Annotated in this window: 15 protein-coding genes; 5 read left to right on the forward strand and 10 right to left on the reverse strand. The window is 72.2% G+C overall.

The genetic code is table 11. The features are described from left to right. Positions 1–55: 55 nt before the first annotated feature. Positions 56–1,069, reverse strand: a complete 1,014-nt coding sequence (locus tag AB0O93_RS11805; RefSeq protein ID WP_363343556.1) for a DUF2332 domain-containing protein — start codon at positions 1,067–1,069, stop codon at positions 56–58. 136 nt (positions 1,070–1,205) lie between these two features. Between AB0O93_RS11805 and AB0O93_RS11810 the strand changes: the two genes are divergently transcribed. Continuing rightward, complete coding sequence (locus AB0O93_RS11810) at positions 1,206–1,904, forward strand: SDR family oxidoreductase (protein WP_363343558.1); 699 nt, start codon at positions 1,206–1,208, stop codon at positions 1,902–1,904. A gap of 10 nt (positions 1,905–1,914) precedes the next feature. Beyond that, positions 1,915–2,451: a hypothetical protein gene (locus tag AB0O93_RS11815; protein WP_363343560.1), complete on the forward strand. Its 537-nt coding sequence runs from the start codon at positions 1,915–1,917 to the stop codon at positions 2,449–2,451. An 86-nt stretch (positions 2,452–2,537) separates the two neighbouring features. Here AB0O93_RS11815 and AB0O93_RS11820 read toward each other — a convergent pair whose 3' ends face one another. Then, the gene (locus AB0O93_RS11820; RefSeq protein ID WP_353999760.1) at positions 2,538–3,860 is read right to left on the reverse strand and encodes a bifunctional o-acetylhomoserine/o-acetylserine sulfhydrylase; all 1,323 of its coding nucleotides are present in this window, start codon (positions 3,858–3,860) and stop codon (positions 2,538–2,540) included. Between the two features lie 151 nt (positions 3,861–4,011). On the opposite strand from AB0O93_RS11820, the gene AB0O93_RS11825 reads away from it, so the two are divergent. Further along, entirely contained in the window at positions 4,012–4,791 is a 780-nt protein-coding gene (locus AB0O93_RS11825; RefSeq protein ID WP_363343563.1) for an SDR family oxidoreductase, read from the forward strand. A gap of 48 nt (positions 4,792–4,839) precedes the next feature. Here the strand turns inward: AB0O93_RS11825 and AB0O93_RS11830 are convergent, their stop codons facing one another. Next, positions 4,840–6,315 carry an MFS transporter gene (locus tag AB0O93_RS11830; RefSeq protein WP_363343565.1) on the reverse strand — a complete coding sequence of 492 codons (1,476 nt, stop codon included), beginning with the start codon at positions 6,313–6,315 and terminating at the stop codon, positions 4,840–4,842. Between the two features lie 73 nt (positions 6,316–6,388). Between AB0O93_RS11830 and AB0O93_RS11835 the strand changes: the two genes are divergently transcribed. Both AB0O93_RS11835 and AB0O93_RS11840 read left to right on the forward strand, forming a co-directional pair. Next, positions 6,389–7,159, forward strand: a complete 771-nt coding sequence (locus AB0O93_RS11835; RefSeq protein WP_363343567.1) for a uracil-DNA glycosylase — start codon at positions 6,389–6,391, stop codon at positions 7,157–7,159. A gap of 9 nt (positions 7,160–7,168) precedes the next feature. Then, positions 7,169–7,780: an N-acetyltransferase family protein gene (locus AB0O93_RS11840; protein ID WP_363343569.1), complete on the forward strand. Its 612-nt coding sequence runs from the start codon at positions 7,169–7,171 to the stop codon at positions 7,778–7,780. 3 nt (positions 7,781–7,783) lie between these two features. Here the strand turns inward: AB0O93_RS11840 and AB0O93_RS11845 are convergent, their stop codons facing one another. The 7 genes from AB0O93_RS11845 to AB0O93_RS11875 are packed head-to-tail and all read right to left on the reverse strand — an operon-like array spanning position 7,784 to position 14,257. After that, positions 7,784–8,125 (reverse strand): hypothetical protein, encoded by a 342-nt coding sequence (locus AB0O93_RS11845; RefSeq protein ID WP_363343571.1) that lies wholly within the window; start codon positions 8,123–8,125, stop codon positions 7,784–7,786. Continuing rightward, positions 8,106–9,173 carry a M4 family metallopeptidase gene (locus AB0O93_RS11850; RefSeq protein WP_363343573.1) on the reverse strand — a complete coding sequence of 356 codons (1,068 nt, stop codon included), beginning with the start codon at positions 9,171–9,173 and terminating at the stop codon, positions 8,106–8,108. The genes AB0O93_RS11845 and AB0O93_RS11850 overlap by 20 nt, the downstream gene beginning before the upstream one ends. A 9-nt stretch (positions 9,174–9,182) precedes the next feature. Further along, positions 9,183–10,043, reverse strand: coding sequence for an ATP-binding cassette domain-containing protein (locus AB0O93_RS11855; RefSeq protein WP_363343575.1), 861 nt, complete (start codon positions 10,041–10,043; stop codon positions 9,183–9,185). Next, positions 10,040–10,873 carry an ABC transporter ATP-binding protein gene (locus AB0O93_RS11860; protein WP_363343577.1) on the reverse strand — a complete coding sequence of 278 codons (834 nt, stop codon included), beginning with the start codon at positions 10,871–10,873 and terminating at the stop codon, positions 10,040–10,042. Before AB0O93_RS11860 ends, AB0O93_RS11855 begins: the two co-directional genes overlap by 4 nt. After that, complete coding sequence (locus AB0O93_RS11865) at positions 10,870–11,802, reverse strand: ABC transporter permease (RefSeq protein ID WP_363343579.1); 933 nt, start codon at positions 11,800–11,802, stop codon at positions 10,870–10,872. The genes AB0O93_RS11860 and AB0O93_RS11865 overlap by 4 nt, the downstream gene beginning before the upstream one ends. Next, the gene (locus AB0O93_RS11870) at positions 11,799–12,749 is read right to left on the reverse strand and encodes an ABC transporter permease (protein WP_363343581.1); all 951 of its coding nucleotides are present in this window, start codon (positions 12,747–12,749) and stop codon (positions 11,799–11,801) included. The genes AB0O93_RS11865 and AB0O93_RS11870 overlap by 4 nt, the downstream gene beginning before the upstream one ends. Further along, the gene (locus AB0O93_RS11875; RefSeq protein ID WP_363343582.1) at positions 12,746–14,257 is read right to left on the reverse strand and encodes an ABC transporter substrate-binding protein; all 1,512 of its coding nucleotides are present in this window, start codon (positions 14,255–14,257) and stop codon (positions 12,746–12,748) included. The genes AB0O93_RS11870 and AB0O93_RS11875 overlap by 4 nt, the downstream gene beginning before the upstream one ends. Positions 14,258–14,262 lie beyond the last annotated feature (5 nt).

A 14,262-nucleotide genomic window follows, 5' to 3' on the forward strand; every position in this document is an offset into this window, starting at 1 on the left:
CTCCATTCTCGTCCGCGCATCGGGCTCCGGAGTTCCTGTTACGTCGCGGGGGTTCTCAGCGGCGGAAGGGAGCAACCTCGTATGTCGCCCCGTGCTGCCCGGCCAGGGCGACCGGGACGCCGTCGACCGTCTGGACGAACCGGCCCGATCCGTCGAGCCCGGCGGGGAGCCGGGAGTCGACCGTGGAGAAGGTGCCGACCGTTTCGTTCGAGATCCACACGACGTCGCGGCCGAGTCGCCGCGCCAGGTCGGTGACGAGGGTCGCGAAGCGGTCGCGGTCGGGCGCATCGAGGTACATCAGCACCGCGCTGTGGAACACCACCAGGGTGGCGTCGTCCGGTGCGATCGCCGCGGCATCCTCCAGGTGGGTCAGGAGGTCGCCGGTGATGATCTTCGGGGGATCTGCGGCGACGACCGCGGAGGCCGCCCGCAGTTGCCGGACGCGGCGATCATGATCGGGTCCGGGCCAGATCAGGGTCTCGAGCCACGCGACGGCGTCCGCGTCGGCCGCGTCGACGGGGGAGAGGTCGATTCCGCGGCGCCACACCACGTCGGGCGCGGCGTCGGGCACGACGTCGTCGCGGTCGGTACGGCACTCCAGATCGACCGCAGAAGAACCCGGGATGACGCGGGAACCGGCCGGAGTCTCGTACCGGTAGCCGTAGCGGTCGGGGAAGAGGCAGAGCCCGGCGGCCGCTCCGACTTCGAGCAGGGCGAGGGGGCCGGCCAGGCGTGACAGCGGCGGCAGGAGGGTGGCGCAGCGTCCGGGCTCGTTGGTCTGCGTCGACCGCGCCGCCGCGGTGGCGATGACGGCCTCGGCGTTGCCCTCGAGCCACGCGTGCGCCGACGTCCAGCTGTCGAGCGGGCATCCGTTCCACCGCATCGCGGCGAAGATCAGGTTCGGCTGGCGCATCCGCGGGGGGAGCCCCGCGAGCCACGCCACGAGACCCGGCGCAGCGGCGAACCCGACCGCCCACCGCTCGTACAGCGGGGAGGTGCCGTGCGCCCAGCGGCGCCCGAAGTCGGCGTACGCCGCGGCGATCCGCGCCTCTCCGTCCCCGGTCATCATGGCCCCAGGGTACGGCGGTGTCCGCCGGTCCGACCGCCCGAACACTGCCACCTCTCGCCGGATCACCGCCAGGGCGGGTTCGACGACTTCGCCCTCGACGACCCGAGGTCCTCGACCGGGCCGCCAGAATGTGGTCATGTCCCGCTTCCTCCTCATCGCCGCCTCGAGCGGTATCGGTCAGGCCACCGCCGAACTCCTGCGCGGCGCCGGGTACGACGTGGTCACCACCGCCCGCACGCGCGAGAAGATCACGCCGGATGTCGAACTCGACGCGACCGACTTCGACGCCGTCGATCGCGTCTTCGACGAGGTGGGCGACATCGACGGCGTGGCGTGCTTCGCCGGATCGATGCTCCTCAAACCCGCGCACCTGACCTCGCGTGCGCAGTACGACGACATCATGGCGGCCTCGCTCACGACCGCCTTCGCGACGGTGCGCGCGGCAGGGCGTCACCTTCGGGGCGGCGGCTCCGTCGTCCTGGTGTCCTCCGCCGCCGCGATGGCGGGACTGTCCAACCACGACGCCATCGCCGCAGCGAAGGCCGGCGTGATCGGACTCACCCTGTCGGCCGCGGCGAGCTACGCGGCGCAGAACCTGCGCATCAACGCCGTCGCCCCGGGGCTCACCCAGACGCCGCTGACGGCCGGACTCACCGCGAGCGAGCAGTCGCGGAAGGTGTCCGAGGCCATGCACGCGCTCGGCAGGCTCGGCGAGCCGGAGGACGTCGCGCGCGCGGTGGTGTTCCTCCTCGACCCGGCCAACCACTGGATCACCGGACAGGTCCTCGGCGTCGACGGCGGCCTCGGCCACGTGCGTCCGAAGATGCGCGCGTAAGCTCTCCCGCATGGACGATGCGCGCCGCCGTTCCCGCCGGCGGGTGCCTGATCGCGAGACGGAACCCGCCACGTACTCGGCCTATCTCCGCGAACGGATCTACGCGTCCTTCACGGGGCTCGCCATCGTCCTGGTCGTGTCGGGCGCCGATCATCCGGAGCCCGAGCACGCCTTCCTCGCTCTCCTGCTGGGAGTCGTCGGGATCACCGTGGCCGGCTTCGTGTCGGAGATCATCTCCACCATGCTCACCGAACAGACCGCTCCGCACCGTGCGGAGTGGCGTCACATGCTCCGCGTCGCCGCGGGCGGGCTCGCGACGGTGGTCACCCCGGCGATCCTCCTCGGCCTCGCCTGGATCGGGGTGCTCGATCTGGGCTTCGCGCTCGATCTCGCCGCCTTCGGGTATGTCGCCACCCTCGCCGTCATCGGCTGGCTCGCCGTCCGGCGTTCCCGCCTCACCGTTCCCGCGCGCCTGGGCGTCTTCGCGCTGCTGCTCGGACTCGGTCTGCTCGTGATCGCGCTGCAGACGCTCGCGAAGTCCGTCTGATCGCGACGGCCGTTCGGCCGCCGCCCGCACACGACGGATGCCCCGGACCTGGGGCCCGGGGCATCCGTCGTCTCCGTCTTCCTGCGTCAGGCGCGTGCGGCCTCCGACACGCGACGCGCAGCGGCGAGTGCCTGATCGAGGTCGGCCTTCAGATCGTCGATGTTCTCCAGACCCACCGACAGGCGCACGAGGCCCGGAGTGACGCCCGCGGTGAGCTGCTGCTCGGGGGTCAGCTGCGAGTGCGTGGTGGATGCCGGGTGGATGACCAGCGAGCGCACGTCGCCGATGTTGGCGAGGTGGCTGAAGAGGGTCAGCGCGTTGACGAACTCGCGCCCGGCTTCCACACCGCCCTTGAGCTCGAACGACAGCACCGCACCGACGCCCTTCGGTGCGTAGGTGTTCGCCGCGGCGTACCACGGCGAGGTGGGCAGGCCGGAGTAGTTCACCGAGGCGACGTCGTCACGACCCTCGAGCCACTCGGCGATCTCCTGGGCGTTCTGCACGTGGCGCTCGATGCGCAGCGACAGCGTCTCGATCCCCTGGATGAGCAGCCACGCCGACTGCGGCGAGATGGCCGCGCCGAGGTCGCGCAGCAGCTGCACACGGGCCTTGATGATGTACGCGAGCGGGTCGCCGACGGCGGCGGTGTAGCTGGCGCCGTGGTACGAGGGGTCGGGAACGGTGAGGCCGGGGAAGCGGTCGACGTTCTGCGACCACGGGAAGCTGCCGCCGTCGACGATGACGCCGCCGATGACCGTGCCGTGCCCGCCGAGGAACTTCGTCGCCGAGTGGATCACGATGTCGGCGCCGTGCTCGAACGGCTTGATGAGGTAGGGCGTCGCGATGGTGTTGTCGACGATCAGCGGCACACCCGCCTCGTGGGCGACGTCGGCGACGGTGCGGATGTCGAGCACGTTGATCTTCGGGTTGCCGATGGTCTCGGCGAAGAACAGCTTCGTGTTCGGGCGGACCGCGGCGCGCCATTCCTCGGGGTCGTCCTGGTTCTCCACGAACGTCGTCTCGATGCCGAGCTTGGCGAGGGTGTACTTGAAGAGGTTGTACGTGCCGCCGTAGATCGAGCTGGACGAGACGATGTGATCGCCGGCCTCGGCGATGTTCAGCACCGCGAAGGTTTCCGCGGCCTGGCCGCTCGCGACCAGCAGCGCTCCGGTCCCGCCCTCCAGCGCCGCCAGACGCTGCTCGACGACATCCTGCGTCGGGTTCTGGATGCGGGTGTAGATGTTGCCGAACTCGGCCAGGGCGAAGAGGTTCGCGGCGTGGTCGGCGTTGTCGAAGACGTACGAGGTCGTCTGGTAGATCGGGGTCGCACGAGCCTTCGTCACCGGGTCGGGCTGCGCGCCCGAGTGGATCTGCTTGGTCTCGAAACGCCAGTTCTCGGGTGCGGACATGGCTTGCTCCTGCGGGGTCTGGGCGCCGGGGCGGACGCACCCGGTCGATACCGACAGTAGGGAACGGATGCCGCGGCGACAACGATCGGGAAATGTGACGTAACGAACCGGCCTCCCGGCCGCGACGCCCGCGATGGGTAGCGTGGAGGCCATGACGATCAGACGTGCGGTGGTGACCGGAGCGAGCTCGGGGATCGGTGAGGCGACGGCGCGGGCCCTGCGCACCGCCGGGTGGGACGTGGTCGGCGTCGCGCGCCGCGCGGAGCGCCTGCGCCGCCTGGAAGAGGAGATCGGCATCCGTGCGTACGCCGCGGACCTGACCTCGGCGGCCGACGTCGACGCTCTCGTCGGCTGGCTCGCCGAGTCCGGGCGCGTCGACGCGCTCGTGCACGTCGCCGGTGGTGCGCGCGGGGCGGATCGCGTCGAGGACGGAGCCGCCGAGGATTGGCAGTGGATGTTCGAGGTGAACGTGCTCTCCGCCCAGCGCCTCGTCGCCGGCCTGCTGCCGCAGCTCCGCGCCGCGGCGGAGGAGGCGGGTCACGCCGACACCGTCTTCGTCACCTCGACCGCCGCGCAGACGGCGTACGTCGGCGGAGCCGGCTACAACGCGGCGAAGGCGGGGGAGGCGATGCTCGTGCATGCGCTCCGGCTGGAGCTGAACGGCGAGCCGATCCGGGTCGTGGAGGTCGCCCCGGGCATGGTGCAGACCGAGGAGTTCACCCTGAACCGCCTGCGCGGCGACGCGCGGAGCGCCGAGCGCGTCTACGAGGGCGTGGAGGCGCCGCTCACGGCCTCCGATGTCGCCGACGTGATCGCCTACGCGCTCGCCGCGCCCGCCCACGTGAACCTGGACCTCGTGACGATGCGCCCCGTCGCGCAGTCGGCGCAGCATCTTCTGGCCCGCGGGCCGCTCCGTCCGCGCACGGCGTAGCCCCTGCCCGGCAGGGCGGCGCTCACGCGCTCCCGCTCCCGCTTCCGCTCACGCGCTCGCGGTGACCTCGGCGGAGACCTCATCGGCGAACGCGACGCGGGGGACGAAGACGAGCAGCACCGCGGCGAGGAATCCGCCCGCGGCGCAGATCGACCACACCGCCATGTAGCCGCCGAGGGACGCCGCGGTCTCGCTCGCGACGATCCCCGCCCCGGCAGCGAGGACGACACCGAAGACGGCGGACGCGAAGGTGCCGCCGATGGTCTTGGTCGTGTTGGTCAGCGCCGACGCGACCCCCGTCTGGCCGCGGGGCGCCGCCGCGGCGGCCGCGGCCGGCATCGCCCCGACGAGGGCGCCCGAACCGAGGCCGGCGATCGCGAGGTTGAGCAGGACCTGCCAGAGCTCCTGATGGAACGGCAGGAAGAGGGTGTACCCGATGCCGACCAGCGCGGCGGAGCCGATGAGGATCAGACGCGGGCTCGCCCGCCGGGAGGTCACGGCGAACAGCACGGCTCCGACGATGAGGGAGACCAGATACACGCCGATGACGTTCGACCGCCCGGTCGCGTCCAGGCCCAGCCCGTATCCGAGCGCAGGGTCCGTCCCGGCGTAGGTCGACAGCGGTCCCTGGGCGCCGAGCAGGCTGATCCCGACGAGGAAGGCGGTGGCCTGGACCGGCCACATCTCCGGACGGCGGAGGACGCGGATGTCGATCGCCGGGTCGTCCTGTCGCAGCTCGAAGCGCACGAACACCACGAGCATCGCGATGCCGAGTGCCAGCAGGATCCACACGACGGGAGAGCCCGCGCCGTTCAGCCGCAGGAACGTGAGTGCGCTGGTGAGGAGGAGGAGGGCCAGGGTGAGGATGACGAACCCGCACGTGTCCAGCCGTCGACCCCGCACGGGCTCGGACTCGGGGACGGCGACGGCGATGACGACGCACGTGAGCGTGACCGCGATCGCCGGGATCGTGAGGGTGAGCGCCAGGTCGCCGCCGGTCGCGGCGAAGATACGCCCCGCCGCGAGCGCCCCGATGATCGCGCCCGCCTGAAGCCCCACCACGAGGAGCCCCGCGGCGCGGCGGGTCAACGAGACGCCGCGGTTCTGCCGGCGTCCGCGTTCGAAGATGAGCGCGATCTCGAGCGGCAGCCACACCACGTAGAAGCCCTGGAGGGCCCACGCGATGAGGAACGACCAGAAGTCGCCCGCGAAGGCGAGCCACCAGCTGGCTCCGGCGGTGAGGATCGCCGAGACGAGCAGGATCTTCTTGTGCCCGTACATGTCGCCGAGCTTGGCGAGGATGGGCACCACGATCGCCGACAGCAGCAGCTGCGCCGCCTCGAACCAGTTCACGTCGGCGTCGGTGACCCCCAGACGGATGACGATGTCGCTGAAGAGGGGGACGTAGAACCCCTGCAGGATGCCGCTGGTGACCTCGACGAGGACGAACCAGCCGATGAGGCCGGCGGTGATGCCGAGCGCGGAGCCGCGCAGGCGGTCGGCGGCGGCGGAGGCGCGAGACACGCGCCGAGGATAACACCGCGGCTCGCTCTAGGCTGGGTCCCCGCGCGTGCACAGCCGCGGGGAAGGAGGGGTCGTGGGAATCGACGAAGCGACGACGGGGGACGCCGCCCTCGAGCCTCGGGATCTCGCGGCACTCGCCGCGGACGGTCTCATCGACCCCGGGTGGGCGGAGGCGCTGGCGCCCGTCGCCGACGACATCGCCGCGCTCGGCGACCGCCTCCGCGCCGAGACCGCGGCCGGCCGGGGGTACCTCCCCGCGGGCCGCCGCGTGCTGCGCGCCTTCGCGGCCCCGCTGTCCGAGGTGAAGGTGCTCATCGTCGGGCAGGACCCGTACCCGACACCGGGGCATCCGATCGGACTGTCCTTCGCCGTGGACGCCGCCGTCCGCCCCCTGCCGCGGAGCCTCGGCAACATCTCCCGCGAACTCGTCGACGACCTCGGTGCCGAGCCGCTGCCGCACGGCGACCTGTCGGCGTGGAGCGCGCAGGGCGTCATGCTGCTGAACCGCGTGCTGACCGTCGCACCGGGTGCGCCGGGTTCGCACCGCGGGTGGGGGTGGGAGAACGTCACGGACTGCGCGATCCGCGCCCTGGTCGCCCGCGATCGGCCGCTCGTCGCCATCCTCTGGGGGAAGGATGCCGCTTCCCTCCGTCCGCTCCTGGGGGAGACCGCGATCATCGCCTCCGCGCATCCGTCACCGCTGTCCGCCCGTCGCGGGTTCTTCGGCTCGCGGCCGTTCTCCCGCGCCAATGCGCTCCTCGAGGAGCAGGGTGCGTCGCCGGTGGAGTGGCGGATCCCGTCCGCGGATCCCGCGGTCGACGCCGGTCCCGCCGGCGCCGCGTAGGCTTTCGCCATGCTCGAGGAGGAATACGACCGCGATCGCCGCCGTCTGCCCTGGCACCTGCGCCGTCGCCCCGCCCCGGAGCCGGCCTTCTCGTACGTGATCCGCCCGGTCGAAGACCGCGACGTCCCCGACATCCGCGAGATCTACAACTACTACGTCACCAACTCGGTGGTGACCTTCGACGAGAAGAAGTGGTCGCTCGCGCAGTGGCGCGACAAGGTCGCCCACCTGCGCAAGCTCGACCTGCCGTTCATCGTCGCGCAGTCGCCCTCCGGTCAGATCCTCGGCTACGCCCTGGTGGCGCCGTGGTCGGGCAAGTCCTCGTACCGCTACACGGTGGAGAACTCGATCTACCTCGGTCAGGCGGCCACCGGGAAAGGACTCGGGCGGGCCCTGCTGGAGGCGCTCATCGAGGCCTGCGAGGAGAAGGGGATCCGCGAGATCGTCGCCGTCATCAGCGACAAGGGTGCGGAGGGATCGGTCGCCCTCCACGAGAAGCTCGGCTTCACCGAGGTGGGCCGCATGGGCCGCGTCGGATTCAAGTTCGGCCGGTGGCTCGGGACGATCTACCTGCAGAAGTCACTGAGTTCGAAGAAGAAGCGCAAGCTCTTCGGGCGCTGAGGATCAGGGACGCTCCGCGGCGTCCTGCACCGCCCGGACGACCTCCAGCCACGGACCGACGAGCGCCGACTCCGGAAGACGGGCCGTGCGTTCGGGCGCCGCCTCGCCGGGGCACGACGCACGGATCCGCCACACGAACCGGTCGGCCCCCGCCGTCTCCTCCGGAGCGTCCCCCCACGGACAGCGCGCGAGGAGCGCATCCCATCGGGGTCGATCGTCGGCGACGGCGACGGCGTGCCATCGGCGACGGATGCCGGCCATCCCGCCGGATCGCGTCACCTCGACCTCGAGCGCACCCACCTCTGCGCGTTCGGCGTCGGTCGGTTCAGGGGACGGGTCGTTCATCGCTGTCGACGCCGACCTCCGCCCACGCGGCCCGGACGGCGCGTGCCTCCTCGGACTGCCCACCGTACTCCCTGACGGCGGTGCGCACCGTGGCGGCCGCGAACGCGGGGAAATCGGCATCCGTGGGGAGCTCCCGTGCCGCGAGCGTGCGGTACCAGATCCGCCCGGCACGCTCCCACGCGAACCCGCCGAGGGCGAGGGCGACGAGGTGGAACGCCCGGTTCGGGATGCCGGAGTTGATGTGCACGCCGCCGTTGTCGTCAGCGGTGACAACGAAGTCGCGCATGTGCGCCGGCTGGGGGTCGCGACCGAGGACGTCGTCGTCGTAGGCCGTACCGGGTGCGGCGAGCGAGCGGAGCGCACGCCCCTGGACCGCGGCGGTGAAGACGCCCTCCCCGATCAGCCAGGACGCCTCGGCGGCGGTCTGCCCGCGCAGATGCTGTTCGGCGAGCACCCCGATGACATCCGCGAACGACTCGTTCAGCGCGCCGGACTGCCCCCGGTAGTCGAGACCTCCCTCGGCGTCGATCACCCCGTGGGCGAGTTCGTGGGCGATGACCGAGAGCGATCGGGTGAATCCGGTGAACACCTCGCCGTCGCCGTCGCCGAAGACCATGCGCTCGCCGTTCCAGAACGCGTTGTCGTAGTCGACGCCGTAGTGGACGGTGGCGGGGAGTGCGCCGCCGCGCCCGCTCAGGCCGTCGCGCGCGAACGCATCCCACAGCAGGTCGTACGTGGCGCCGAGACCGTCGAAGGCCTCGTCGACGGCGGTGTCGGAGGTCGCCGGGTCGTCCTCGCGTCGGACGAGACGGCCGGGGAGGCGCTCGCTGTTCTCGGCGTCGGAGATCGCGCGGTCCGGGCCCGGCGCGGTCTCGGCCACGAGGGCGCCGTCGGCGTCGATCGACAGGCGCAGTCGGGTGCGTCCCGGGCGGTACTCGCGCACCACCGCCAGCGTCGCGCGTGCGGCATGGGCGGCGTGGGGGAAGCGCTCGGGCGGCGCCGCGGCGAGGCGGGCCAGGAGATACGGGGGAACGATCGCGGCGACCATGGACCGACCCTAGTCGCGGCGGCCGACATCCTCTCCGTGGGACGCATCGCCGTCGCGTGCCTCGGGCGCCGGCGGGAGCGCGGGAGCCGCGGCGAGGAGCTCGCGCGTGTACGGATGCCGCGGGCGGGCGAGGACGTCGGCGGTGCGTCCGCGCTCGACGATGCGCCCGTCCTTCATGACGGCGATCTCGTCGCACACGTGGGCCACGACGCCGATGTCGTGCGACACGAGGACGAGGGTCAGATCCTCCTCCGTCCGCAGCCGTGCCAGCAGATCGATGATGCGCGCCCGCACGCTCACGTCGAGCGCCGACAGCGGCTCGTCGGCGAGGAGGAGGCGCGGGCGGTGCACGATCGCCCGCGCGAGGGCGATGCGCTGACGCTGGCCGCCGGAGAATTCGTGGGGGAAGCGCTCGGCCGCCTCGGCATTCAGCCCCACGCGGAGGAGGACCTCCTCGACCCGGGCGCGATGGTCGCCCGGCGCGCCCAGCGCCCACAGCGGCTCGCCCACGATCCGGCCGACGCTCATCCGGGAGTCGAGGGACGCGTAGGGGTCCTGGAAGACGATGCCGGTGAGCGCGCGGAGCCAGTGGAGCGACCGGGCCGACCCCGCGGCATCCACCGGACGTCCGTCGATCTCGACGGTGCCGGATGTCGGGGCGTCGAGGGCGGCGAGGAGCCGTACCAGGGTGGACTTGCCGGACCCGGACTCGCCGATGATGCCGAGGGACGACTCCGCGGGGATGTCCAGGTCGACCTCGTGGAGCGCCGTGGTGACCGGGCGCGGGCCGAACGGCCGCTCGCGAGCGCCGGTATGGGTGCGGGTCAGGGCCCGGGCGCGCACCAGGGGCGGTGCGGAGACGGGGGTCATTTCCGCTCCTCACCCTGCGGTGTCTCGGACGCCGTCTCAGGCGGTGTTCGCGTCCGCGGTGTCCAGGACGTCGCCCGGGCATCGCGGAGGAGTCCCCGCGTGATCTCGGAGGAGGGGGCGGTGAGGAGGGTCTGCACCGGCGCGTCCTCCACCACGCGTCCCCGGTTCAGGACGACGCCGCGCGTGGCGACCCGCGACAGGACGGCGAGGTCGTGCGTGATGAACAGCAGCCCGCGTCCCTCGTCCTCGACGAGGTCGCGCAGGAGCGTCAGGATGCCGGCCTGCACCGTGACGTCGAGGGCCGTGGTCGGCTCGTCGGCGATGATGAGGCGCGGCGCGCAGGCGAGGGCGGCCGCGAGGGCGACCCGCTGACGCTGACCGCCGGAGAGCTGGTGCGGGTAGCGGCGGACGATCCGGGCGGGGTCGGGGAGCGCCATCCGCTCCGCGAGCCCGATCGCGCGCGCCGCGGCGTCCGCGCGCGACATCCCGGCGTGGATGCGCAGCGACTCGGTCATCTGCCGCCCCACGCGGCGGACGGGGTTCAGCGCCGTCTGCGGCTCCTGGAAGACCATGCCGATCTCCCGACCGCGGATGCGGGCGAGCGCGCGGTCGTCGAGGTCGCGGAGATCGCGATCGTCCCAGAGGATCCGGCCGCCGACGGTCGCGGCATTCGGCAGCAGTCCCAGGATCGCCAGGGCCGTGAGCGACTTCCCCGATCCCGACTCGCCGATGAGGCCCACCCGTGCACCGTCGGGCACCGTGAAGGACACGCCGTCCACGACCCGGCGTCCGCCGATGTCGATCGTCAGGTCCTGCACGCAGAGGCTCATGCCACCACCTCCGGCACGTGGGTCCGCGCGGCGCGGGCGGCGCCCCGTGCGGTGCGCAGCGTCGGGTCCGTCGCCTCCCGCAGGCCGTCGCCGAGGAGGTTCAGGCCCAGTACCGTGACGGTGATGGCCAGGCCCGGCCACAGCACCGACAGCGGGTAGACGGTGAGGTACTGCTGGAGCTCGGCGAGGAGGAGCCCCCATGACGGGTCGGTGACGGGCGCGCCGAACCCGAGGTACGACAGCCCCGCCTCGGCGAGGACGGCGACCGCCATGCCCCACGACAGCTGCACGATGAACACCGGGGCGACGTGGGGGAGGAGGTGGCGCGCCAGGTTCTGGACGGGCGTGAGGCCCGCCGCCTTCCCCGCCAGCACCACGTCGCTGTGGAGGACGCGGCGCAGCTCCGGCCGGGTGACGCGGGCGATGTTGACCCCGAAGCCGATGCCGACCGACCAGATGACCACGGCGAGGGAGCCTCCCCAGACCGCGGAGACCATCATGGCGATGAGGAGCACCGGGAACGCGATGAGGATGTCGATCAGCACCGCCACCGACTCCCGGACGACCCGGGTCGTGAGCGCTCCGAGCGCGGCGAGGACGAGGCCGAGCGCCGTTGCGATCACGCCCGCACCGACGGCGACGAGGATCGTCGTGCGGGCTCCCGCCATCAGCAGGCTCAGGATGTCGCGCCCCGAGCCGTCCGTCCCGAGCGGGTGGACCAGGCTCGGCGCGCTCCACCGCGCGGCGAGGTCGACCTGCTGCGGGTCGAACGGCGTCCAGACGGCGGCGACGAGGGCGGTGAGGGTGACGGCGGCGACCACGAGCAGGCCGAAGCGTCCCGTCCCGAGCGCCCACAGGCGCCCGAGCCAGCCCCAGCGGCGCGCGCGGAGGCGGGCGCGGCGCTGTCGGCGGAGCAAGGCGCGGCTCATGCGGTCTCCCGCTGCCGGGGATCGAGTGCGCGGTGCGTGAGGTCGACGACGAAGCCGATGACGAGGACGAAGCCGGTCAGGGCGACCAGTGCGCCCTGCACCTTGGGGAGGTCGCGCGCGGCCACGTCGGCCACCAGCATCCGGCCGATCCCGGGGAGGGAGAAGAGCTGCTCAATGACGACCGCTCCGACGATGATGCCCGCGATCTGCAGACCGAGGACCGTCACCACCGAGAGTCCGACGACCGGGAGACCGTGGCGGACGAGGGCCGCGGTGCGGGTGAGCCCGCGCGCGGCCGCGGCGCGGACGTGGTCCTGACCGAGCGCGGAGAGCGTCGCGGACCGTACGAACCGCAGGAGCATGGCCCCCTCGATCAGCCCGATCGTCAGGGCGGGGAGGATCAGCGCCCGGAACGCGGCCCCCGGGTCCGCCCACCCCTCGCGGGGGAAGCCCTGCGCCGGCAGCCATCCGAGCCAGACGGCGAAGACGACGACGAGCATCATTCCCGCCCAGACCACGGGGACCGCCGCGAGAGCCTGCGCCCCCACGCTCAGCGCCGCGCCGTCGGCCCGCGCGCGTCGGACCGCCGAGACGACGCCGAGGGGGAGGCTCACGGCGAGGGCGATCAGCAGCGACAGGATGCCGAGCGGCACCGTGACGGCTGCTCGGCGCACGAGCTCCTCGCCGACGCCGGTGCCGGTCAGGAGCGAGGTGCCGAGGTCGCCGCGCGACAGGCCTCCGAGCCACTCGAGGTACTGGAGCGGCAGGGGGCGGTCCAGGCCCAGCCGGGCGCGGATGGCCTCCTGCTGCTCCGGGGTCGACCCGGTGCCGGCGATGAGCTGGGCGACGTCGCCGGGGAGGACCCGCAGGGTGAGGAAGATGACCGCGCTGGCGACGAACAGCCCGAGCAGGAGCAGGGCTGTGCGCGTCAGGGCGTATCGGATCACCCGTCGCTCTTGGTGAGGGCGGCCAGGTTCATCCGCTCGTTGACGTTGGTGGTCGGCATCCCGTCGATCCCGGTGCCCACGGCCACGACCGAGGCGCCGGTGTAGAGCCAGTCGGCCGCCGCGTCCTCGGAGACGATGCGCGCCGCCTCCGCGAGGAGGTCTTCGACCTCGGCGGGGTCGGTCGCGGCCAGGGCGTCGGCGTAGAGCTCCTGGACCTCGGCGTTGTCGTAGGTGAAGTAGTAGTCGGGGTTCGCCCAGTTCTCGAAGTCCCGCGCCTCGGTGTGCAGCACGAAGCTCAGGTCGTAGTCGCGGTTGACGTAGACGTCGTTGAGCCACGTCGAGAAATCGACCGATTCGACACGCAGCTCGATGCCCACCTCGTTGAGGTTCGACACGAGCACCTGGGGGATGCTGGTCGGGTAGAAGTTCGGGATCGTCAGGGTCAGTTCGAGGTCTTCCGCATCGGCGGAGATCAGGAGCTCGCGGGCGACCTCGGGATCGTAGGGGGCGACATCCGACAGGTCCTCGTATCCGGGGTCCAGCGCGGGGATCGGTCCGTACTGCGTCTCTCCGGCACCGAGGGCCGTCACGAACGCCTGGTGGTCGATCGCTTGCCGGATCGCCTGGCGCACGCGCTGGTCGGCCAGCGGCGATCCGGCCTGCTGGTTGAACGCGAGCGTCGCCTTGTCGGTGGATGGCCCGATCTCGAGAGCGAAGGTGCCCTCCGCCTCGATCTGCGGCGCGAGGTTCGCGTCGAACCCGGTGACGACGTCCACCTCGCCGGCGAGGGCGGCGTTCAGCGCGGACTGGTTGTCGGGGATGTAGTCGAAGACGACCTCGGCGACGCCGGCCGGTTCGCCCCAGTAGTCGGCGTTCCGGGTGAGGACGATGCTGTCGCCGCGGAGCCAGGACTCCAGGGCGAAGGGGCCGGTGCCGTTCGCGGCGGTCTTGTAGTCGACGTCGGTCTGCTCGTCGAGGATGATGCCCGCACGCCCGGAGAGGTTCCACAGCAGCGAGGAATCGGGCTCGGCGAGGGTGAGGGTGACCTCCTGGCCGTCGGCGGCGACGTCCTGCACGCCGGCGAGCCGGGCGGAGTCGCGCCATTCGGCGTCGCCGCGGCGCGTCGTCAACGACCACACCACGTCTTCCGGGGTGAGCTCCTGACCGTTGTGGAACAGGACGCCCTCGCGCAGGGTGAATGTGTACGTCAGGCCGTCGGGCGAGATCTCCCAGTCGCTCGCGAGCGCGGGAACGATCTCCTGCTCGGGGGTGCGTGCCACGAGTCCCTGGTAGACGTTGTCGACGAGGACCTGGTCGAGGGCGGCGCCGGCGGTCAGACGGATGTCGAGATTGCTCGGCTCGAGCACGAGGCGGATGGCGACCGACGCGTTCGGATCGGGGGTGCCCGTGGACGTCGGGGCGGGCGCCGGGGCGGCGGTGCAGGCGCTGAGGGCCAGGGCGCCGACGAGGGTCATCGTCGACGCGGCCAGGGTGGTGCGGCGGAGCATGCCCG

The organism is Microbacterium sp. NPDC077184 (genome assembly GCF_040687055.1).
Classification (GTDB): domain Bacteria; phylum Actinomycetota; class Actinomycetes; order Actinomycetales; family Microbacteriaceae; genus Microbacterium.

Coding starts and splice junctions, on each gene's coding strand:
- AB0O93_RS11805 (WP_363343556.1), bottom strand. CDS start 1,069: ATGATGACCGGGGACGGAGAGGCGCGGATCGCCGCGGCGTACGCCGAC.
- AB0O93_RS11810 (WP_363343558.1), top strand. CDS start 1,206: ATGTCCCGCTTCCTCCTCATCGCCGCCTCGAGCGGTATCGGTCAGGCC.
- AB0O93_RS11815 (WP_363343560.1), top strand. CDS start 1,915: ATGGACGATGCGCGCCGCCGTTCCCGCCGGCGGGTGCCTGATCGCGAG.
- AB0O93_RS11820 (WP_353999760.1), bottom strand. CDS start 3,860: ATGTCCGCACCCGAGAACTGGCGTTTCGAGACCAAGCAGATCCACTCG.
- AB0O93_RS11825 (WP_363343563.1), top strand. CDS start 4,012: ATGACGATCAGACGTGCGGTGGTGACCGGAGCGAGCTCGGGGATCGGT.
- AB0O93_RS11840 (WP_363343569.1), top strand. CDS start 7,169: ATGCTCGAGGAGGAATACGACCGCGATCGCCGCCGTCTGCCCTGGCAC.
- AB0O93_RS11845 (WP_363343571.1), bottom strand. CDS start 8,125: ATGAACGACCCGTCCCCTGAACCGACCGACGCCGAACGCGCAGAGGTG.
- AB0O93_RS11850 (WP_363343573.1), bottom strand. CDS start 9,173: ATGGTCGCCGCGATCGTTCCCCCGTATCTCCTGGCCCGCCTCGCCGCG.
- AB0O93_RS11855 (WP_363343575.1), bottom strand. CDS start 10,043: ATGACCCCCGTCTCCGCACCGCCCCTGGTGCGCGCCCGGGCCCTGACC.
- AB0O93_RS11860 (WP_363343577.1), bottom strand. CDS start 10,873: ATGAGCCTCTGCGTGCAGGACCTGACGATCGACATCGGCGGACGCCGG.
- AB0O93_RS11865 (WP_363343579.1), bottom strand. CDS start 11,802: ATGAGCCGCGCCTTGCTCCGCCGACAGCGCCGCGCCCGCCTCCGCGCG.
- AB0O93_RS11875 (WP_363343582.1), bottom strand. CDS start 14,257: ATGCTCCGCCGCACCACCCTGGCCGCGTCGACGATGACCCTCGTCGGC.